Here is a 19437-nt window from a genome sequence, read left to right as displayed (position 1 = left end):
CCTCATTTTAAGGCTTGGAGGTGTCTACGAAACTAGGGGCGATTCAAATCTGACCCCTTTATCGGCCGTACCTAAAAGAGGCTGCTGTATGAAAACCCTCAAGGCACCCAAGCCGGGTGATCTTTTCTACATCCCAGCCCTCAACGCTTCAGATGAGCCTGGCTTTGTGATTGCACGCTATATCGAGCTGATTCCTCCTGCGCTGGGACATCTGATTGAGGTTTTTGAGAAATTCTATACACAAATCCCAACCTCGATTAGCGAGGTGGACACCTCAAAACGTTTGTTTCGACCGATTTTCTGCAGCATGCGTTTTTCAGATATTCCTCGCTGGAAGATTCTTTTCAGTGACCCGGACTACATAAAATCGACCTCTGGTTACGACAGAATTCAATTCGCGTTTGAGTCAGAAATCTGGACTGGCGGTGTAAGCACGCCCGCATCTGAGGAACAGTTGGTAAATATTGAACCCTCGATTTGCTGGCGTATGAATCACATTATTTTCAGAGTAATTGCTCATCTGCGTGGTGCGCTAACGGAGAACGATGCCATGGACTATGAGCACATACCCGACGACTTACGCATCGATAGCGCTACCGCTTCAGAGCGCGTAAGCAAGGCAGTCCTGCATACGCAAGAACTGTTTGACTCCAAATAAGAAATAGATCGCTTACTCAACGATAAAGGTGATGGCGATAAAGGGGACGGATCTATTTAATCGTTTTGGAACTCAACATTTTCCCACATCCCACAAAAAATGGGCACCCAACCCCGTCGGCGTGCCCATTTTTCCTACCACCCCGCCTCCTTCGAGACGGTAACGCCCTTACGCGTTAACAGTGTCTTTCAGCGATTTGCCCGGTTTGAACGCAACAGTGTTGCTGGCCTTGATTTTCACCGGTTCGCCGGTCTGTGGGTTTTTGCCGGTGCGGGCGCCGCGATGGCGTTGCAGGAAGGTGCCGAAGCCAACCAGGGTGACGCTGTCCTTGCGGTGCAGGGCGCCGGTGATTTCTTCGAGAACGGCGTTGAGGACGCGGTTGGCCTGTTCTTTGGTGAGATCCGCTTTTTCAGCGATGGCGGCTGCGAGTTCTGGTTTACGCATAAGTGAAGCCTCTTTGACGGTTTTTTGTTGTTATGTCCGTGCTGCTCTCTTCTGGAGCAGCGCCCAAAGCGCCGCAGGCTCTACTCTGCGGCAGACGGGAGTGAGGATGGCATGCCCTCGCACGCTCCGCCAGTCTTGCGGCGACCTTTCTAGGGTGAAAAACGCGGTTATTCCGACAGAACGACCGGTATTTACGCCAGCAACGGCGGAAGTTCTTTATTGAGGGCGAGTTTTTCCATCACGGCGCTGCCCGTCAGGGCGTAGCCCAGCAGGCGGCCGCTGGCGTCGCGGCACAGGGCCTTGATATCGGCGCCCTCGCCTTCAACGCTCCACACGCCTTCGGTGCCCCGTGGCGGTGGCGAGACCACCAGCGGGCAGACCGGCGTCTTGACGGTCACCGGCATCGGGCCGTAGCTGACCGACGTGGCGTTGCCGGCCAGGGTCTGGGCCAGCGCGCGGGCGCAGCTCATCAGCGGCATCACGTACAGCAGGTTCAGGCCGTCGACCTCGGCGCAATCGCCCAGGGCATAGATGTTGGCGTGGGAGGTCTTGAGGTGACGGTCCACCGTGATCCCGCGATTGGTCTGCAGGCCGGCGGCGGCGGCAAGGTCCACACGCGGGCGCAGGCCGATGGCCGAGACCACCAGGTCGCAGGCGATGACTTCACCGTCCGACAGATGGGCTTCCAGGCCGTCCGCGGTGCGCTGCAGGCGATTGAGTACTGGGCCAAGATGGAAGCGTGCGCCGAGGCTTTGCAGCCCGGCCTGTACCGCTGCGGCCGCGGCCGGGTGCAGCAGGGTCGGCATGACTTGCTCGCAAGGTGCCACCAGGTCGATTTCGTAACCACCGAGGATCAGGTCGTTGGCGAATTCACAGCCGATCAAGCCCGCGCCAAGCAGCAATACGCGGCGCTTGCCGGCAGCGGCGGTACGGAAGCGCGCGTAGTCTTCGAGGTCATTGATGGGGAAAATCAGCTCAGCTGCATCACCTTCCACCGGTACACGCACGGTTTCGGCGCCCCAGGCCAGGATCAGGTCGCGGTAAGCCACCGCTTCCTCACCGATCCACAAGCGCTTGTGGCCAGGGTCGATGCCGCTGACACGGGTATGGGTGCGCACTTCGGCCTTGAGTTGCTCGGCCATGGCGCCAGGTTCAGCCATGCTCAGGCCATCGGCTTCCTTGTTCTTGCCAAAGCCGGTGGAGAGCATGGGCTTGGAGTAGGAACGCCCGTCATCGGCGGTGATCAGCAACAACGGGGTCTCGCTGTCGAGCTTGCGAAACTCTCGGGCCACGTTGTAACCGGCCAATCCTGTGCCGATGATCACGACAGGTGCGTTCATTCCTTTCTCCTTGTAGTACTTATCTGAAAACCAAAAATCAGCCGATTTCGATCATTTCGAAATCCATTTTGCCCACGCCGCAGTCCGGGCACAGCCAGTCTTCCGGGACGTCTTCCCAACGGGTGCCAGGCAGAATTCCGTCATCCGGCCAGCCGTCTTTCTCGTCATAGATCAGGCCACAGACTACACATTGCCACTTCTTCATCACTTGCTTCCTCAGGGTCAGGCATCTTGGCCGACGGTCGATAGACCCGCGTTGCCGTGCGGCTCAGGGCGTTTTGTACTGATCGGGGCCGGCAGATGCAAGCACGATCGACGCAAACAGCCGGTTCGGTCCGGCAAAAACCAGAGGCGTCATGGTAAGCTCGCCGCCTCTTTTGCTGCCAATACTGACTCACCGTGCCGCACTCAATCGACCCTCCCGATGCTTGCCAATGGCTGATCCAGAGCCTTCTGCACCCTGCGCCCGCGCCCTTGACCCTCAATTGGCTGTTCAACGAAGACTCACTGACACGGCGGCTGACGTGGCTGTCCAACGACGGTTTCAGCGTGACGCCGCTGTTCGAGGGCTGGCAACCGTTGCGAGACGATGAATGCGCCGCCCTGGCATTGCCACCGGCCAGTATCGGCTGGGTACGCGAGGTGTATTTGCGCGGGCACGGCCAGCCTTGGGTGTTCGCGCGCAGCGTGGCGGCACGCAGCGCCTTGCAGGGCGACGGCTTGCATATGGATGAGTTGGGCAGCCGCTCACTGGGCGAATTGTTGTTCTGCGACCAGGCATTCACGCGCCAGGCCATCGAGGTGTGCCATTACCCAATAGAATGGCTGCCTGCGGCGGATCAGGTCGACGGACTATGGGCGCGCCGTTCACGTTTTGATCGCGGGCCGCTGAGCGTGTTGGTCGCAGAGGTCTTTCTGCCCAGCTTCTGGCACGCGTTGCACGCCCATCCGGAGAACTGCTGATGTACCAGCGTCTGCTCAAATCCCTGAACCACTTGAACCCGAGGGCCTGGGACTTCATCCAACTGACCCGCATGGACAAGCCCATCGGCATCTACCTGCTGTTGTGGCCGACGCTGTGGGCGCTGTGGATCGCCGGCAAGGGCTCGCCGTCCCTGCTCAATATTGTGATTTTTGTGCTGGGTGTGGTGCTGACCCGCGCCGGTGGCTGCGTGATCAATGACTGGGCCGACCGCAAGGTCGACGGCCATGTGAAGCGCACCGAGCAGCGCCCGCTGGTGAGCGGCAAGATCAGTTCGAAAGAGGCGCTGGTGTTTTTCGCGGTGCTGATGGGCATCAGTTTCCTGCTGGTGCTGCTGACCAACGCCACCACCATCCTGCTGTCCCTCGGCGGCCTGGCCCTGGCGGCGAGCTACCCGTTCATGAAGCGCTACACCTACTACCCGCAGGTGGTGCTGGGGGCGGCGTTTTCCTGGGGCATGCCGATGGCGTTCACTGCCGAGACCGGCAGCCTGCCCGCCACCGCGTGGCTGCTGTATATCGCCAACCTGCTGTGGACGGTGGGCTACGACACCTATTACGCGATGACCGATCGCGATGACGATTTGAAAATCGGTGTGAAATCTACGGCCATCCTGTTTGGTGAAGCTGATCGCGTGATCATTCTGACCTTGCAGGGGCTATCACTGGGCTGCCTGTTGTTGGCCGGGGCACGGTTTGAGCTGGGCGGCTGGTTCCACCTGGGGTTGCTGGCGGCGGCGGGCTGTTTTGCCTGGGAGTTCTGGTATACACGGGACAAGGATCGGATGAAGTGCTTCAAGGCGTTTTTGCACAACCACTGGGCAGGGTTGGCGATATTTGTCGGGATTGTGGCGGATTACGCGTTTCGATGAGGGGCCAGGCCCCTCACCGTTAGGGGTATGCATCAAGGTTTGGCGACTTTCCAGGCCCCGTCCATTTTGCCCTCACCGGTCATGTCGCCCGCCTTCTTGTCCATGATGAAGGTATAGAGCGGCTTCCCGCTGTAAGCCCATTGGCTTTTCTGATCGTCACGGGTGATGACGGTCCATTTCCCCATGGGCTTATCGGTGGACTCAGCCATCAGCGGAGGCCAGTTGGTGGCGCACTTGTCGTTGCACATAGACTTGCCATCGGCGTCCTTGGCAAAGGTGTATAGCGTCATGCCCCTGTGGTCGACCAGCATCCCGTCTTTCGTCATCGCGGGTTCCGCCGCGAATGCCAGGGTCGGCAGCGTCAACGCCGCCGTTACCAGCAGGGCTTTCCAGGAAATCGTGCTGTAAGTCATCGGAACCTTCCTTTTGTGGTTGTCAGGATTCGGACCCAAAGCGTAGTCCAGAGAGGCGGGAATTGCCTGAGCGACTAAATTACTGTCACACGACTGCAATAATTCCGTTATCTAATGCGGCGCAAGACAGTTAAATGACAAGAGGATTTTTGAGCATGGTTGGCAGGAGCATTCTGATTGTTGACGACGAAGCGCCCATCCGCGAGATGATCGCCGTTGCGTTGGAAATGGCCGGCTACGACTGCCTGGAGGCCGAGAACTCCCAGCAGGCCCATGCCATTATCGTCGACCGCAAGCCGGACTTGATCCTGCTGGACTGGATGTTGCCCGGCACCTCCGGTATCGAACTGGCCCGCCGTCTCAAACGTGACGAGCTGACCGGGGACATCCCGATCATCATGCTCACCGCCAAAGGCGAAGAGGACAACAAGATCCAAGGCCTGGAAGTTGGCGCCGATGACTACATCACCAAGCCGTTTTCCCCACGCGAGTTGGTAGCGCGTCTGAAAGCCGTATTGCGCCGCGCCGGCCCGACCGATGGTGAAGCGCCCATCGAAGTCGGCGGCCTACTGCTGGACCCGATCAGCCACCGCGTGACCATCGACGGCAAGCCAGCCGAGATGGGCCCGACCGAATATCGCCTGCTGCAATTCTTCATGACCCATCAGGAGCGCGCCTACACCCGCGGCCAATTGCTGGACCAGGTGTGGGGTGGCAACGTGTATGTGGAAGAGCGCACCGTGGACGTGCATATCCGCCGCCTGCGCAAAGCCTTGGGCGATGCCTACGAGAATCTGGTACAAACCGTGCGCGGCACCGGTTATCGATTTTCCACCAAGGGCTGAGCCTGACTTAACAGCTGACAAGGACGCATGTTCAAGTGAACCAAAACTGGCATGGCACCCTGATCCGCCACATGCTTTTGCTGATCACCGGCTGCCTGTTGGTGGGTTTGATCAGCGGTTACTACGGCTGGAGCCTGGCAGCCGGCATTGCCTTGTACCTGGGTTGGACCCTCAAGCAACTGCTGCGCCTGCATGAATGGCTGCGCCAGCACAAACCCGACGAAGCACCGCCCGATGGCTACGGCCTGTGGGGCGAAGTGTTCGACAGCATCTACCATTTGCAACGCCGCGACCAACGGGTACGCGGGCGCCTGCAAGCGGTGATCGACCGGGTGCAGGAATCCACCGCCGCATTGAAAGATGCGGTGATCATGCTCGACAGCGACGGTAACCTGGAATGGTGGAACCGCGCCGCCGAGACCCTGCTGGGCCTCAAGACGCCCCAGGACAGCGGCCAGCCGGTGACCAACCTGGTGCGCCATCCGCGCTTCAAGGAGTACTTCGAACAGGAGAACTACGAAGAAGCCCTGGAAATCCCCTCGCCCACCAATGACCGCGTGCGTATCCAGCTGTACCTGACGCGCTACGGCAACAATGAACACCTGATGCTGGTGCGCGACGTCACCCGCATCCACCAGCTGGAACAGATGCGCAAAGACTTCGTCGCCAACGTCTCACACGAGTTGCGCACACCGCTGACGGTAATCTGCGGCTATCTGGAGACGCTGCTGGACAACGTCGACGAGATCAATCCGCGCTGGAGCCGTGCCCTGCAGCAGATGCAGCAGCAAGGCTCACGTATGCAGACACTGCTCAACGACCTGCTGTTGCTGGCCAAGTTGGAGGCGACCGATTACCCCTCGGACAACCATCCCGTCGCCGTGCAAAGCCTGCTGCAGACCATCAAGAACGACGCCCAGGCCCTGTCCGGTCAACGCGGGCAACAGATCACTCTGGAAGCCGACCCGGCCGTGCTGCTCAAAGGCAGCGAAGGCGAATTGCGCAGCGCGTTTTCCAACCTGGTGTTCAACGCCGTGAAGTACACCCAGGACAAAGGCAATATCCGCATCCGCTGGTGGGCCGACGAACAGGGCGCGCACCTGAGCGTGCAGGACTCCGGCATCGGCATCGACGCCAAGCACCTGCCGCGCCTGACCGAGCGTTTCTACCGTGTCGACTCCAGCCGCAACTCCAACACCGGCGGCACCGGGCTTGGCCTGGCGATCGTCAAGCATGTGCTGCTGCGTCACCGCGCGCGCTTGGAGATCAGCAGCGTATTGGGCCATGGCAGTACGTTTACCTGCCATTTCCCGCCAGCACAGATGACCCGATCAAAGGCAATTGATCAGGACACCTGACGGCCCACCCGGCAGTGGGCACTAGGCAAGCGCCCCGTCAGCCGCTACATTGGCCGACTTGCGCCTGCCTTTCAGGCCCACCTGCCACCCCTTATTGAACACACGGAACCTGCAAAACCCCATCATGGACCCTTCCCCTGGTATCACCCTCGCTACACTCTTCGCCGACTTCGGCATGATTCTTTTTGCACTGATCCTGGTACTGCTCAACGGTTTCTTCGTTGCGGCGGAATTTGCCATGGTCAAATTGCGCGCCACTCGGGTCGAGGCCATCGCCCACAAGAACGGCTGGCGCGGGCAGATCCTGCGCACCGTGCACAGCCAGCTCGACGCCTACCTGTCGGCCTGCCAGCTGGGTATCACCCTCGCCTCGCTGGGTCTGGGTTGGGTCGGTGAGCCGGCCTTCGCGCACATCCTCGAACCGTTGCTGGGCGCCGTGGGCGTCGAGTCGCCGGAAGTGATCAAGGGCGTGTCGTTCTTTGCCGCCTTCTTCGTGATTTCCTACCTGCACATTGTGGTCGGTGAGCTGGCGCCCAAGTCCTGGGCGATTCGCAAGCCCGAGCTGCTGTCGTTGTGGACGGCGGTGCCGCTGTACCTGTTCTACTGGGCCATGTACCCGGCGATCTACCTGCTCAACGCCAGCGCCAACGCCATCCTGCGTATCGCCGGCCAAGGCGAGCCTGGCCCGCACCACGAACACCATTACAGCCGTGAAGAACTCAAGCTGATCCTGCACTCCAGCCGTGGCCAGGACCCGAGCGACCAAGGCATGCGCGTGCTGGCCTCCGCCGTGGAAATGGGCGAACTGGAAGTGGTGGACTGGGCCAACTCCCGAGAAGACCTGGTGACCCTGGACTTCAACGCCCCGCTCAAGGAAATCCTCGCGCTGTTCCGCCGCCACAAATTCAGCCGCTACCCGGTGTATGACGCGGTGCGCAACGAATTCGTGGGCCTGCTGCACATCAAGGACCTGCTGCTGGAACTGGCGGCCCTGGACCACATCCCCGAGTCGTTCAACCTGGCCGAGCTGACCCGCCCGCTGGAGCGTGTGTCGCGGCACATGCCGCTGTCGCAACTGCTGGAGCAGTTCCGCAAAGGCGGCGCGCACTTCGCCCTGGTGGAAGAAGCCGACGGCAAGATCATCGGCTACCTGACCATGGAAGACGTGCTGGAAGTGCTGGTGGGCGATATCCAGGACGAACACCGTAAGGCCGAGCGCGGCATCCTGGCCTATCAGCCGGGCAAGCTGCTGGTGCGTGGCGACACGCCGCTGTTCAAGGTCGAGCGCCTGCTGGGCGTGGACCTGGATCACATCGAAGCCGAAACCCTGGCCGGTCTGATCTACGACACCCTCAAGCGCGTGCCGGAAGAGGAAGAAGTGCTGGAGGTGGAAGGCTTGCGCATCATCATCAAGAAGATGAAAGGGCCGAAAATCGTGTTGGCCAAGGTGCTGCTGCTGGATTGACTCTCAATTGCCCAACGCAAAGTTGGGCAATGCACCCACGGGCTGGTTGAACTCATACGGGATCGACACCAACCCCGCCTCAGTGGCGCGCTGCACCACGAAATGCAAGTGCGGCCCGCTGCTGTTGCCGGTATTGCCCGACAGGGCCAGCGGGCTTCCCACCGCCACACGCTGCCCAACCCGGACGCTGACCGAACCTTGCTTGAGGTGCAGGTACACCGCCTCACTGCCGTCGTCATGACGCACTCGCACAAAATTCCCCGACGCATCATTGCCACGCCCGACCTGCTCATTCTCGGTCTTCACCACCATTCCGCTGCGCGCCGCAATAATCGGCGTGCCCTCGGGCATGGCGATGTCCATGGCGTAGCGGCTCTTGGCGTCGGTATGGCTGAAGCTGCCGTTGGGGCCTTGGCTCAGGCGAAACGGGCCGCCACGCCAGGGCAAAGGGTAGCGGTAGGCCTGCTGTTGATCACTCGGTTTGGGCACGACCAGCATCGGCGGCTTCACGCGTTCGACCTTGCGCTCCTGAATCACAAACGCCTGGGCGCCTGGAGTATGCCGGTCACTGAAAAACACCACGCCGTTGGCATCGGTGGATTTGTAGAGGGTCATGGCCTGGGTCGACAAAGCGACCGTTGCCAGCCCACCGCACAGCAATAAGCGCATGAGCATGGCGTGAACCTGCCGGGATGACTGAGCGGCAGGTTAGCAAGGGATCGTTACAGTCTGTAGTGAGCGGGCTTGCCCGCTCACTACAAATCAGGCACCCGGCACAAAATGCTTCTGCGCCGTACCCCGTGCGATCAGGCGGGAGATGTAGTCGAGCTTCTGCGCGTCCTGGTCAATAAACCGGAAGGTCAGCTGCAGCCAATCGCTGTCAGGCTTGGGCTCAAAGGCGACGATGGCGTGCAGGTAGCCGTTGAGACGGGCCACTTCGGCGTTGTCGCCCTGCTCCAGGTCGAGCACGGCGCTTTCAAGTACCTGAGGCAGGACTTCGCCACGACGTACCACCAGCAGCGCTTCCTTGATGCTCAGCGCCTTGATCACGCATTGCTGGTTGCCGCTGGACAGGCGCAGCTGGCCCTGGCCACGACCGCCGGCCGGCGCTGCTGAAGGGGCTTGTACCGGCGGGCTGTTGAGCAAGCCTTTGCTCGGCGCTGGAGCGGCTGCAACAACCGGCGCTGCACGCGCCGCTTCGGGCTTACCGCCGGTCAGTGCGCTCAGAGAATCGTTACCGAAGGCAGAGTTCATTTTGGTCGGAGCACTGGCGACCAAGGCGTCGAGGCGCCCGATTTTGTGCAGGGCCTGCTTGACCTTGTTCAACAACTGCTCGTTGGTGAACGGCTTGCTGACGTAACCCGATACTCCGGCCTGGATGGCCTGGACCACGTTTTCCTTGTCGCCACGGCTGGTCACCATCACGAACGGCATTGCCTTGAGGTGAGGCTGCTCACGGCACCAGGTCAACAATTCAAGGCCGGACATCTCCGGCATTTCCCAGTCGCACAGCACCAGGTCGAAGCTCTCGCGCATCAGGATGGCCTGGGCCTTTTTGCCGTTCACCGCGTCTTCAAGCTTGATCCCGGGGAAGTAGTTGCGCAGGCACTTCTTCACCAAGTCGCGGATAAACGAGGCGTCATCCACCACCAATACACTGACTTTACTCATCGACCCTTCATCCTAATTAAAACTTCGGCACGCAAGACGCCTGACTGATGGCATTTTGCCAAAACTCGGTAGTCACGTTGGGAATTTATCTCGCTCAACGTGCAAAAAATTCAGTGGCCACAAACAAAAACGCCCGACCAAAGGCCGGGCGTTAATTTCTCGGGCAACCTTACTTATCGTCAGTTTGGCCCGGAACATTAGGGATAAGATCAGCCGAACCTTCAACTTCGGCCTTCATGCGCTTGAGGCCCATGTGCCGTACGTCGGTGCCGCGCACCAGGTAAATCACCAATTCCGAGATATTGCGCGCGTGGTCGCCGATACGCTCCAGGGAACGCAGCACCCAGATAATGCTCAAGACCCGCGAGATAGAGCGGGGGTCTTCCATCATGTAGGTCGCGAGTTCACGCAGCGCGGTCTTGTATTCGCGGTCGATGATCTTGTCGTACTGGGCCACCGACAGTGCCAGCTCAGCATCGAAGCGAGCAAAGGCGTCGAGGGCATCGCGCACCATGTTGCGCACCTGGTCGCCGATGTGGCGCACTTCCACGTAACCGCGCGGCGCTTCGCCTTCTTCGCACAGTTGGATGGCACGGCGGGCGATCTTGGTGGCTTCGTCGCCGATGCGCTCCAGGTCGATCACCGACTTGGAGATGCTGATGATCAAACGCAGGTCGGACGCCGCCGGCTGGCGACGGGCCAGAATGCGCAGGCATTCTTCGTCGATGTTGCGTTCCATCTGGTTGATCTGGTCGTCGATCTCACGCACTTGCTGGGCCAGGCCCGAGTCGGCCTCAATCAGCGCGGTGACGGCGTCGTTGACTTGCTTCTCCACCAGCCCGCCCATCGCCAGGAGGTGGCTGCGCACTTCCTCAAGCTCGGCGTTGAACTGCGCGGAGATGTGGTGGGTAAGGCCTTCCTTCGAAATCATGGTTTTGCTCCGCAAAAGCTGTAAGCCGCAAGCTACAAGCTGCAAGCTGATGTGTGTCGTTAATCAAACTTCCTTTACTTGCCGCTTGAAACTTGCGGCTTGCAGCTGCCCCAACTAGCCATAACGACCGGTGATGTAGTCTTCGGTCTGCTTCTTCGCCGGATTGGTGAACAGGGTATCGGTATCGCCGAACTCCACCAGTTTGCCCATGTACATGAACGCGGTGTAGTCGGAAACCCGCGCCGCCTGTTGCATGTTGTGGGTCACGATGACGATGGTGAACTTGGATTTCAGCTCGTAGATCAGCTCTTCGACTTTCAGCGTGGAGATCGGGTCGAGTGCCGAGCAAGGTTCGTCGAGCAGCAGCACTTCCGGCTCAACCGCGATGGTGCGGGCAATGACCAGACGCTGTTGCTGACCGCCGGACAGGCCGAGGGCCGAGTCGTGCAGACGGTCTTTGACTTCGTCCCACAGCGCCGCGCCTTTCAAGGCCCACTCGACGGCTTCGTCGAGGATGCGCTTCTTGTTGATGCCCTGGATGCGCAGGCCGTAGACCACGTTTTCGTAGATGGTCTTGGGGAACGGGTTGGGCTTCTGGAACACCATGCCCACGCGACGACGCAGCTCGGCCACGTCTTCGCCCTTGCGGTAGATATTGGTGCCGTAGAGGTTGATGGCACCGTCTACGCGGCAGCCGTCCACCAGGTCGTTCATGCGGTTGAAGGTGCGCAGCAGCGTGGACTTACCGCAGCCCGACGGGCCGATGAAGGCGGTCACGCGCTGCTTGGGGATGTTCATGCTGACGTCGAACAGCGCCTGCTTTTCACCGTAGTACAGGCTCAGGCCCGGCACTTCGATGGCCACGGTTTCCTGGGCCAGGCTCAGGCTCTGCTTGTCGCGACCCAGGGCAGACATGTTGATGCCGTGGGTGTGGGTGTCTTGTTGCATGGTCTCACTCCGTTCGTAGCTGCCAGCCTTTAGCTGCAAGCTGCAAGATTTGAGCAAAAGCGGCTTGTAGCTTGCCGCTTGTGGCTAATAGCTTTAGCTGTCTAGCGCTTTGTATTTTTCGCGCAGGTGGTTACGGATCCACACCGCCGACAAGTTGAGCGTGGCGATCACCAGCACCAGCAGCAACGCAGTGGCGTACACCAGCGGCCGTGCGGCTTCGACGTTAGGGCTCTGGAAGCCGACGTCATAGATATGGAAGCCCAGGTGCATGATCTTCTGGTCCAGGTGCAGGTACGGGTAGTTGCCATCCAGCGGCAGCGACGGCGCCAGTTTCACCACACCGACCAGCATCAGCGGCGCCACTTCGCCCGCGGCGCGGGCCACGGCGAGGATCATGCCGGTCATCATCGCCGGGCTGGCCATCGGCAGCACGATCTTCCACAGCGTTTCCGCCTTGGTCGCGCCCAGTGCCAGGGAGCCTTCGCGTACGGTGCGAGGAATCCGCGCCAGGCCTTCTTCGGTGGCCACGATCACCACCGGCACCGCCAGCAGCGCCAGGGTCAGCGAGGCCCACAGCAGGCCCGGCGTGCCGAAGGTCGGCGCCGGCAGGGCTTCGGCGAAGAACAGGCGGTCAACCGAACCACCCAATACATACACGAAGAAGCCCAGGCCGAACACGCCGTAGACGATGGCCGGTACACCGGCCAGGTTGTTCACAGCGATACGGATGACGCGGGTCAGGGTGTTCTGCTTGGCGTATTCACGCAGGTACACCGCCGCCAGCACGCCGAACGGGGTGACGATCATCGCCATGATCAGGGTCATCATCACGGTGCCGAAGATGGCCGGGAAAATCCCGCCTTCGGTGTTGGCTTCCCGTGGGTCATCGCTGAGGAATTCCCAGACCTTGCTGAAGTAGAAGCCGATCTTGGTGATCGTGCCCATGGCGTTCGGCTGATAGGCGTGCACCACTTTGCCGATGCCGATTTCCACTTCCTTGCCGTTGCCGTCGCGGGCGGTCAGCGCGTCGCGGTTGAACTGGGCGTGCAGGTCGGCCAGGCGGGCTTCGATGTCCTGGTAGCGGGCATTCAGTTCTGCGCGGTCAGCATCCATGTCGGCCTGGGCGGCAGCGTCGAGCTTGCCTTCCAGCTCCAGCTTGCGGCCGTGCAGGCGGATACGTTCGAGACCGGCGTTGATCGCGCCGATGTCGGATTTCTCCAGGGTCTTGAGCTGGGCGGCCAGCTTGTTGACGCGATCCACACGGGCCTGCAGCTCCGGCCATGCGGCCTCGCCTTCGGCGATGACCTTGCCGTCCTGCTTGACGTTGACCAGGGTGCCGTAGAAATTGCCCCACTCACGACGCTCGATGGTCATCAGGTTCGCCGGCGTGGTCTGGTCCTTGAGCCACTCGCCGACGATCCAGGTGAAGTCGTTGCCGTTCAGGTCACGGTTGCCGACCTTGATCAGCTCGCGGGTCATGAACTCCGGGCCTTGGTCCGGCACCGGCAGGCCAGCGCTTTTCAGGCGCTCGCGAGGCACTTCTTCTTTCTGCACCACTTCGCCGATGACGATATGGTTGGCCTGGCCCGGCACGTTGTAGTTGGCCTGGATCAGGTCGGCCGGCCAGAAGTGGCCGAGGCCACGCACGGCAATCACCGCCAGCAAACCAATGGTCATGATGACCGCGATGGACACCGCGCCACCGCTGATCCAGACGCCGGGGGCGCCGCTCTTGAACCATCCATTCAGGGAGTTCTGTTTCACAGACTTCTACCTTTCTTAAAGCGACGAGTATTTCTTGCGCAGACGCTGACGGATCAGCTCCGCGAGGGTGTTCATGATGAAGGTGAACAGCAGCAGCACCAGCGCCGAGAGGAACAGCACGCGGTAGTGACTGCCGCCGACTTCCGACTCGGGCATTTCCACCGCCACGTTGGCCGCCAGGGTGCGCAGGCCCTCGAACAGGTTCATCTCCATCACCGGGGTGTTACCGGTGGCCATCAACACGATCATGGTCTCGCCGACAGCACGGCCCATGCCGATCATCAGCGCCGAGAAGATACCCGGGCTGGCGGTCAGGATGACCACGCGTGTCATGGTCTGCCACGGTGTGGCGCCCAAGGCCAGCGAGCCCAGGGTCAAGCCGCGCGGCACGCTGAACACGGCGTCTTCGGCGATGGAGTAGATGTTCGGGATCACTGCGAAGCCCATGGCCAACCCGACTACCAGAGCGTTGCGCTGGTCGTAGGTGATGCCCAGGTCGTGGGAGATCCACATGCGCATGTCGCCGCCGAAGAACCAGGTTTCCAGGTACGGGCTCATGTACAGCGAGAGCCAGCCCACGAACAGGATCACCGGGATCAGGATCGCGCTTTCCCAACCATCGGGAACGCGCAGGCGGATCGATTCAGGCAAGCGGCTGAAGACAAAACCGGCCACCAGGATGCCAATCGGCAATAGCATCAACAGGCTGAAGATGCCCGGTAGATGCCCTTCCACATACGGCGCCAGGAAAAGGCCGGCGAAGAAGCCGAGGATCACCGTCGGCATGGCTTCCATCAGTTCGATCACCGGCTTGACCTTGCGACGCAGGCTCGGGGCCATGAAGTACGCGGTGTAGATCGCGGCGGCAACGGCCAAAGGTGCAGCCAGCAGCATGGCGTAGAACGCAGCCTTCAGGGTGCCGAAGGTCAGCGGGGCCAGGCTCATCTTGGGTTCGAAATCGGTGTTGGCGGCGGTCGATTGCCAGACGTATTTAGGCTCGTCGTAGTTCTCGTACCAAACCTTGCTCCACAGTGCGCTCCAGGACACTTCCGGGTGCGGGTTGTCGAGCATCAACGGCTGCAGCTTGCCGCCGGCTTCGACGATCACGCGGTTGGCCCGTGGCGACATGCCGTACACGCCTTGGCCATCGACTACAGGGTCGACCAACAGGGTGCGGTGCGCGGTGCTGTGGAACACGCCGAACTTGCCGGAAGCATCGAGGGCGGTGAAGCCTTTGCGACGTTCTTCGGCAGAAATTTCTACGATAGGCGTGGTTCCCATCTGGAAGGTGCGGATCTGCTTGAAGCGCTGCTCGCCATCCGGGTCGCGGGCCATGAACCACTGGGCCAGGCCGCCTTTGGAGTTACCGACGATCAGCGAAATACCGCCCACCAGTTGCGTGCTGGCGGTGATTTCGGCCGTGCCGTCTTCGAGCAATTTGTAGCGCCCGTTGAGGCTCTTGTCGCGCAGGCTGAACACATCGGCCAGGGCGCGGCCGTTGATCACGTACAACCATTGCTGGCGTGGGTCGATGAAGATCGCCTTCACCGGCTCGGTCATCTGCGGCAGTTCGATGCGCTTCTGCTCGCTGGTGACTTCGCCAGTCATCATGTTTTCTTCGCGGCTCAGGGACAACACGTTCAAGTGCGAACCGGCGGAGCCTGCAACCACCAAGGTGGAATCGGTGGCGTTAAGGGCGACATGCTCCAGCGGGCGACCGGCGTCATCCAGTACGATCGGCGTTTCACCGTAGGGGTATTCGATCGCAGGCGTAATGGTTTTCTTGCCGTCCGGGTAGGACACCTTATAGGTGTGGCGGAACACCATGGACTGGCCATTGGACAGACCGAGGATCACCAACGGGCTACCGGGCTGGTCTTCACCGATAGAGGCAACGCTGGTGCCGGCAGGCAATGGCAGGTCGACACGCTTGAGTTCGGCGCCGGTTTCCACATTAAAGAACAGTGCCTGGCCCTTGTCGGAAACCCGCATGGCGACTTGGTTCTGTTCTTCGAGGGAGATCATCAGCGGCTTGCCCGCGTCCTGGATCCAGGCCGGGGTCAGGGCATCTTCCTTGGTCAATGAGGCACCTTGGAACAGCGGCGCGACGACATAGGCCAAGAAGAAGAAAATCAGGGTGATGGCGCCGAGGACGGCGAGGCCGCCGACCAGCACATACCAACGGGTCAGGCGATCCTTGAGCGCGCGAATGCGGCGCTTGCGTTGCAGCTCAGGCGTATTGAAGTCAATGCGCTTGGGGGGAGAAGTCGTCGTCATGGTGGAATTGGCCAGATCATTCATGCGCACACCCTAGCGATCCTGTATGACAGAAAGATGACAATGCAGTGACGCAACAAATCCGCCGCGAAGCAAGGCTGGCAGCGGACTAGAAAATTCGGATGCGGGGCCGGTACTCCGGCCCCGCAGAGGCAATCAGTTGCCTTCTTTCAGACCCAGGTCAGCCAGGGCCTTGGCGGCGACTTTGGCTGGCAGTGGGATGTAGCCGTCTTTCACCACAACTTCCTGGCCCTGTTTGGACAGAACCAGCTTCACGAACTCAGCTTCCAGCGGGGCCAGAGGCTTGTTCGGGGCTTTGTTGACGTACACGTAGAGGAAGCGCGACAGCGGGTATTTGCCGTTCAGGGCGTTTTCTTCACTGTCTTCGATGAAGTCAGTGCTGCCTTTCTTGGCCAGGGCCACGGTTTTCACGCTGGCGGTCTTGTAGCCGATGCCCGAGTAACCGATGCCGTTCAGCGAAGAGCTGATCGACTGCACGACCGAAGCCGAGCCAGGTTGTTCGTTCACGTTTGGCTTGTAGTCGCCTTTGCACAGGGCTTCTTCTTTGAAGTAGCCGTAGGTGCCGGATACCGAGTTACGACCGAACAGCTGAACCGGCTTGTTGGCCAGGTCGCCGGTCACACCCAGGTCACCCCAGGTTTTCACGTCGGCTTTGCCACCGCACAGACGAGTCGAGGAGAAGATCGCGTCGACTTGTTCCATGGTCAGGTGCTGGATCGGGTTGTCCTTGTGCACGAACACGGCCAGGGCATCCACGGCAACCGGGATAGCGGTTGGCTTGTAGCCGTACTTCTGCTCGAAGGCCGCCAGCTCGGTGTCCTTCATCTTGCGGCTCATCGGGCCCAGGTTGGAGGTGCCTTCAGTCAGCGCAGGTGGCGCAGTAGCAGAACCGGCAGCTTGAATCTGGATGTTGACGTTCGGGTATTCCTTTTTGTAACCCTCGGCCCACAGGGTCATCAGGTTAGCCAGGGTATCGGAACCGACGCTGGACAAGTTGCCCGACACACCAGTGGTCTTCACGTACGCCGGGATTGCCGGATCAACACCAGCGGCCACCGCGTTGGCGGTCGCAACGCCAGCAGCGACAAAAGTCATTGCCGCCATCAAACGTTTCAGTTTCATGCCTTGCTCCTAGCAGATAGGGATAGTTGGATCGGGGCCAAGTATCGGGAGGCCGTGTGAACACTCTATGTCTGGAATGTGACAGTTAGATGAAAGGCCACTATTGGCAAGGAGAAGGGGCGCAGCGAGGAGTTGCCATCGCTCCCACGCAGGGCGCGGGAGCAATCATGTCAAGGAATCAGCGCGAACGCTTCCACAGATACCCACCCACCACCATCCCCATCAAGCACAGGGCGGCAACGTAGTAAGCCGGACCCATCGGGCTTTCCTTCATCAGCAGCGACACCGCCAGCGGCGTCAGCCCGCCGAATACGGCGTAGGCCACGTTGTAGGAGAACGACAGGCCACTGAAGCGCACCACAGGCGGAAAAGCCTTGACCATCACGTAGGGAACGACGCCGATGGTGCCCACGAACAGGCCGGTCAGTGCGTACAGCGGGAACAACCAATCCGGGTGGGCCATAAGGCTGTGATACAGCGTCCAGGACGTCGCCAGCAGCAGTGCGCAACCGGTGACCAGCACGCGGCCGGCGCCGAAGCGGTCGGCTAATGCACCGGAAGCGATGCAACCCAGGCTCAGGGTGACAATGGCCAGGCTGTTGGCCTGCAGCGCAACAGTCGGGCTGAAGTGGTAGACGGTTTGCAGCACGGTCGGGGTCATCAGGATGACCACCACGACGCCAGCCGACAGCAGCCAGGTCAGCAGCATCGACAACACGATGGCGCCACGGTGATCACGCAGGACCGCGCGCAAAGGCAGTTCGGCGGCCAGGGTCTTGCGCTGCTGCATTTCGGCAAAGATCGGTGTTTCATGCAGCCAGCGGCGCAGGTACACCGACAGCAGGCCGAACACGCCGCCGAGCAGGAACGGGATGCGCCAGGCGAAATCCGAGACCTGCTCCGGGCTATAAAGCGTATTGATCGCCGTGGCCACCAGCGAACCCAGCAAGATACCGGCAGTCAGGCCGCTGGTCAGGGTGCCGCAGGCGTAGCCGATATGGCGTGGCGGTACGTGTTCGGAGACGAACACCCAGGCGCCTGGCACTTCACCACCAATCGCAGCGCCCTGGATGATGCGCATCAGCAGCAACAGCACCGGTGCCCACAGGCCGATCTGCGCGTAGGTCGGCAGCAGGCCCATGATCAGGGTCGGCACGGCCATCATGAAGATGCTCAGGGTGAACATTTTCTTGCGGCCCAGCAGGTCGCCGAAGTGCGCCATGATAATGCCGCCCAGGGGGCGCGCCAGGTAGCCGGCGGCGAAGATGCCGAAGGTCTGCATCATGCGCAGCCATTCAGGCATGTCCACGGGGAAGAAGAGTTTCCCGACCACGGTGGCGAAAAACACGAAAATGATGAAATCATAAAACTCCAGCGCCCCGCCCAAGGCAGACAGCGACAGGGTTTTGTAGTCGTTGCGGGTCAGCGGGCGCGAAGGTTGCGCACTGCTTGCGGGCACGGAGGACATGGCAAGGCTTCTCTTATAGTAGTCGGGACGGCAAGCCCGGGACTTGCGGCAGGCTTGGCAAGATAGCAAATCGCTAGAAAAAGCACAGCGTTGAGCGAATAACAGTTCAAAGACGCTAAATATTCCCCTTTAACTGCGCACAGAAGCACAGTTGCCGGAAAAAGCCGCGATACAGCCGCTAAATGCCGACCAAATGAACGCCCAGAGGTCGTCGTGGCGCCAGGGTCTCGATATACTCGGCCCCTGCAAGCGCCAGAACCGCAGTCTTGAGGGGCTGCTGTGCCAAAACGCCGTTGGGTGCCATCCAGCCGATTTGGCAGAGTTTCCCTTTAGTACGCCTTACGAGAAACGCATCACGCGGTGTATGTTGGTGCTGAAACGTTTTTTCGAAGACGGCTATCCACTAAGCGTTACGGGTCAGAGGCCCTCGGCATGATCGAACTCGAACAAGAAGATCCTATCCCGCAAGGCGATCTCGCCCTGCAAATCACCGCGCTCCCGCGTGAAACCAACGGTTTTGGCGACATCTTCGGCGGCTGGCTGGTCGCACAGATGGACCTGGCCGGCACCGCCATGGCCAGCAAGGTTGCAGGTGGGCGTGTCGCCACGGTGGCCATTGATCGCATGGCGTTCCTGGTGCCGGTCGCGGTGGGCGCGCAGCTCTCCTTTTATACCCAGGCCCTGGAGATCGGCCGCAGCTCGATCCAGATGATGGTCGAAGTGTGGAGCGACGACCCGCTGTCCAGCGAATGGCGCAAGGTGACCGAGGCGGTATTTGTATTCGTCGCCATCGACGGCAGCGGTCGCACGCGCTCGGTTCCTTCGCGCGCACGTTAAACCTCGCCGGGTTTTGACGGTC

Annotated in this window: 19 protein-coding genes; 7 read left to right on the top strand and 12 right to left on the bottom strand. The window is 60.5% G+C overall.

Annotated features, from left to right (window positions below; genetic code table 11):
• The first annotated feature begins 88 nt into the window (after positions 1-88).
• Complete coding sequence (locus H096_RS06045; RefSeq protein WP_033897278.1) at positions 89-658, top strand: hypothetical protein; 570 nt, start codon at positions 89-91, stop codon at positions 656-658.
• Between the two features lie 168 nt (positions 659-826).
• Here the strand turns inward: H096_RS06045 and H096_RS06040 are convergent, their stop codons facing one another.
• The 3 genes from H096_RS06040 to H096_RS06030 all read right to left on the bottom strand — a co-directional run bounded on the left by H096_RS06040 (position 827) and on the right by H096_RS06030 (position 2647).
• Positions 827-1102 carry an HU family DNA-binding protein gene (locus tag H096_RS06040; protein ID WP_003176958.1) on the bottom strand — a complete coding sequence of 92 codons (276 nt, stop codon included), beginning with the start codon at positions 1100-1102 and terminating at the stop codon, positions 827-829.
• 191 nt (positions 1103-1293) lie between these two features.
• Entirely contained in the window at positions 1294-2442 is a 1149-nt protein-coding gene (locus H096_RS06035; protein WP_033897277.1) for an FAD-dependent oxidoreductase, read from the bottom strand.
• Positions 2443-2479: 37 nt separating this feature from the next.
• Complete coding sequence (locus H096_RS06030) at positions 2480-2647, bottom strand: rubredoxin (protein WP_015886569.1); 168 nt, start codon at positions 2645-2647, stop codon at positions 2480-2482.
• 194 nt (positions 2648-2841) lie between these two features.
• On the opposite strand from H096_RS06030, the gene H096_RS06025 reads away from it, so the two are divergent.
• Complete coding sequence (locus tag H096_RS06025) at positions 2842-3405, top strand: chorismate lyase (RefSeq protein WP_033897276.1); 564 nt, start codon at positions 2842-2844, stop codon at positions 3403-3405.
• A complete protein-coding gene (ubiA, locus tag H096_RS06020; protein ID WP_033897275.1) occupies positions 3405-4295 on the top strand; it encodes a 4-hydroxybenzoate octaprenyltransferase in 891 nt (296 codons plus the stop codon). Before H096_RS06025 ends, ubiA begins: the two co-directional genes overlap by 1 nt.
• Before the next feature lie 32 nt (positions 4296-4327).
• On the opposite strand, the gene H096_RS06015 is transcribed toward ubiA, so the two are convergent.
• On the bottom strand, positions 4328-4708 hold the full coding sequence (locus H096_RS06015; protein WP_033897274.1) for a hypothetical protein: 381 nt from the start codon (positions 4706-4708) through the stop codon (positions 4328-4330).
• A 155-nt stretch (positions 4709-4863) separates the two neighbouring features.
• On the opposite strand from H096_RS06015, the gene phoB reads away from it, so the two are divergent.
• The 3 genes from phoB (at position 4864) to H096_RS06000 (ending at position 8376) form a co-directional block, all read left to right on the top strand.
• Positions 4864-5553: a phosphate regulon transcriptional regulator PhoB gene (gene phoB / locus H096_RS06010; RefSeq protein ID WP_003176964.1), complete on the top strand. Its 690-nt coding sequence runs from the start codon at positions 4864-4866 to the stop codon at positions 5551-5553.
• Between the two features lie 71 nt (positions 5554-5624).
• Entirely contained in the window at positions 5625-6911 is a 1287-nt protein-coding gene (gene phoR / locus H096_RS06005; protein WP_237142560.1) for a phosphate regulon sensor histidine kinase PhoR, read from the top strand.
• Between the two features lie 124 nt (positions 6912-7035).
• Positions 7036-8376, top strand: a complete 1341-nt coding sequence (locus tag H096_RS06000; protein WP_010207573.1) for a hemolysin family protein — start codon at positions 7036-7038, stop codon at positions 8374-8376.
• A gap of 3 nt (positions 8377-8379) precedes the next feature.
• On the opposite strand, the gene H096_RS05995 is transcribed toward H096_RS06000, so the two are convergent.
• From H096_RS05995 to H096_RS05960, 8 genes are all read right to left on the bottom strand, one after another.
• Complete coding sequence (locus tag H096_RS05995; RefSeq protein WP_033897272.1) at positions 8380-9051, bottom strand: peptidoglycan DD-metalloendopeptidase family protein; 672 nt, start codon at positions 9049-9051, stop codon at positions 8380-8382.
• 87 nt (positions 9052-9138) lie between these two features.
• Positions 9139-10047: a response regulator gene (locus tag H096_RS05990; RefSeq protein WP_016978633.1), complete on the bottom strand. Its 909-nt coding sequence runs from the start codon at positions 10045-10047 to the stop codon at positions 9139-9141.
• 169 nt (positions 10048-10216) lie between these two features.
• Positions 10217-10978: a phosphate signaling complex protein PhoU gene (phoU, locus tag H096_RS05985; protein ID WP_016978634.1), complete on the bottom strand. Its 762-nt coding sequence runs from the start codon at positions 10976-10978 to the stop codon at positions 10217-10219.
• 114 nt (positions 10979-11092) lie between these two features.
• Positions 11093-11926 carry a phosphate ABC transporter ATP-binding protein PstB gene (gene pstB / locus H096_RS05980; RefSeq protein ID WP_025856391.1) on the bottom strand — a complete coding sequence of 278 codons (834 nt, stop codon included), beginning with the start codon at positions 11924-11926 and terminating at the stop codon, positions 11093-11095.
• 93 nt (positions 11927-12019) lie between these two features.
• On the bottom strand, positions 12020-13690 hold the full coding sequence (pstA, locus tag H096_RS05975) for a phosphate ABC transporter permease PstA (RefSeq protein ID WP_033897271.1): 1671 nt from the start codon (positions 13688-13690) through the stop codon (positions 12020-12022).
• Between the two features lie 15 nt (positions 13691-13705).
• Positions 13706-15739 carry an ABC transporter permease subunit gene (locus H096_RS05970; protein WP_191982995.1) on the bottom strand — a complete coding sequence of 678 codons (2034 nt, stop codon included), beginning with the start codon at positions 15737-15739 and terminating at the stop codon, positions 13706-13708.
• 384 nt (positions 15740-16123) lie between these two features.
• Positions 16124-17110, bottom strand: a complete 987-nt coding sequence (locus tag H096_RS05965; protein WP_016978637.1) for a phosphate ABC transporter substrate-binding protein PstS — start codon at positions 17108-17110, stop codon at positions 16124-16126.
• Between the two features lie 178 nt (positions 17111-17288).
• The gene (locus H096_RS05960) at positions 17289-18578 is read right to left on the bottom strand and encodes an MFS transporter (protein WP_010207587.1); all 1290 of its coding nucleotides are present in this window, start codon (positions 18576-18578) and stop codon (positions 17289-17291) included.
• Positions 18579-19010: 432 nt separating this feature from the next.
• Between H096_RS05960 and H096_RS05950 the strand changes: the two genes are divergently transcribed.
• Positions 19011-19415 (top strand): acyl-CoA thioesterase, encoded by a 405-nt coding sequence (locus tag H096_RS05950; RefSeq protein WP_003176975.1) that lies wholly within the window; start codon positions 19011-19013, stop codon positions 19413-19415.
• Positions 19416-19437 lie beyond the last annotated feature (22 nt).

The organism is Pseudomonas sp. FH1 (genome assembly GCF_000510895.2).
GTDB classification, from domain to species: Bacteria; Pseudomonadota; Gammaproteobacteria; order Pseudomonadales; family Pseudomonadaceae; genus Aquipseudomonas; species Aquipseudomonas azotoformans_A.
The sequence above is the reverse complement of the archived record's forward strand: the minus strand, read 5'-3'. Positions and strand labels throughout refer to the sequence as shown.

Bases quoted from the DNA above. Each gene is read 5' to 3' on its own strand.
- H096_RS05965 (WP_016978637.1), bottom strand. From the start codon at position 17,110: ATGAAACTGAAACGTTTGATGGCGGCAATGACTTTTGTCGCTGCTGGC.
- H096_RS05960 (WP_010207587.1), bottom strand. From the start codon at position 18,578: ATGTCCTCCGTGCCCGCAAGCAGTGCGCAACCTTCGCGCCCGCTGACC.
- H096_RS06040 (WP_003176958.1), bottom strand. From the start codon at position 1,102: ATGCGTAAACCAGAACTCGCAGCCGCCATCGCTGAAAAAGCGGATCTC.
- H096_RS05995 (WP_033897272.1), bottom strand. From the start codon at position 9,051: ATGCTCATGCGCTTATTGCTGTGCGGTGGGCTGGCAACGGTCGCTTTG.
- ubiA (WP_033897275.1), top strand. From the start codon at position 3,405: ATGTACCAGCGTCTGCTCAAATCCCTGAACCACTTGAACCCGAGGGCC.
- pstB (WP_025856391.1), bottom strand. From the start codon at position 11,926: ATGCAACAAGACACCCACACCCACGGCATCAACATGTCTGCCCTGGGT.
- H096_RS06030 (WP_015886569.1), bottom strand. From the start codon at position 2,647: ATGAAGAAGTGGCAATGTGTAGTCTGTGGCCTGATCTATGACGAGAAA.
- H096_RS06045 (WP_033897278.1), top strand. From the start codon at position 89: ATGAAAACCCTCAAGGCACCCAAGCCGGGTGATCTTTTCTACATCCCA.
- phoR (WP_237142560.1), top strand. From the start codon at position 5,625: ATGCTTTTGCTGATCACCGGCTGCCTGTTGGTGGGTTTGATCAGCGGT.
- H096_RS06015 (WP_033897274.1), bottom strand. From the start codon at position 4,708: ATGACTTACAGCACGATTTCCTGGAAAGCCCTGCTGGTAACGGCGGCG.
- phoU (WP_016978634.1), bottom strand. From the start codon at position 10,978: ATGATTTCGAAGGAAGGCCTTACCCACCACATCTCCGCGCAGTTCAAC.
- H096_RS06000 (WP_010207573.1), top strand. From the start codon at position 7,036: ATGGACCCTTCCCCTGGTATCACCCTCGCTACACTCTTCGCCGACTTC.
- H096_RS05990 (WP_016978633.1), bottom strand. From the start codon at position 10,047: ATGAGTAAAGTCAGTGTATTGGTGGTGGATGACGCCTCGTTTATCCGC.
- phoB (WP_003176964.1), top strand. From the start codon at position 4,864: ATGGTTGGCAGGAGCATTCTGATTGTTGACGACGAAGCGCCCATCCGC.
- H096_RS05950 (WP_003176975.1), top strand. From the start codon at position 19,011: ATGATCGAACTCGAACAAGAAGATCCTATCCCGCAAGGCGATCTCGCC.
- H096_RS06035 (WP_033897277.1), bottom strand. From the start codon at position 2,442: ATGAACGCACCTGTCGTGATCATCGGCACAGGATTGGCCGGTTACAAC.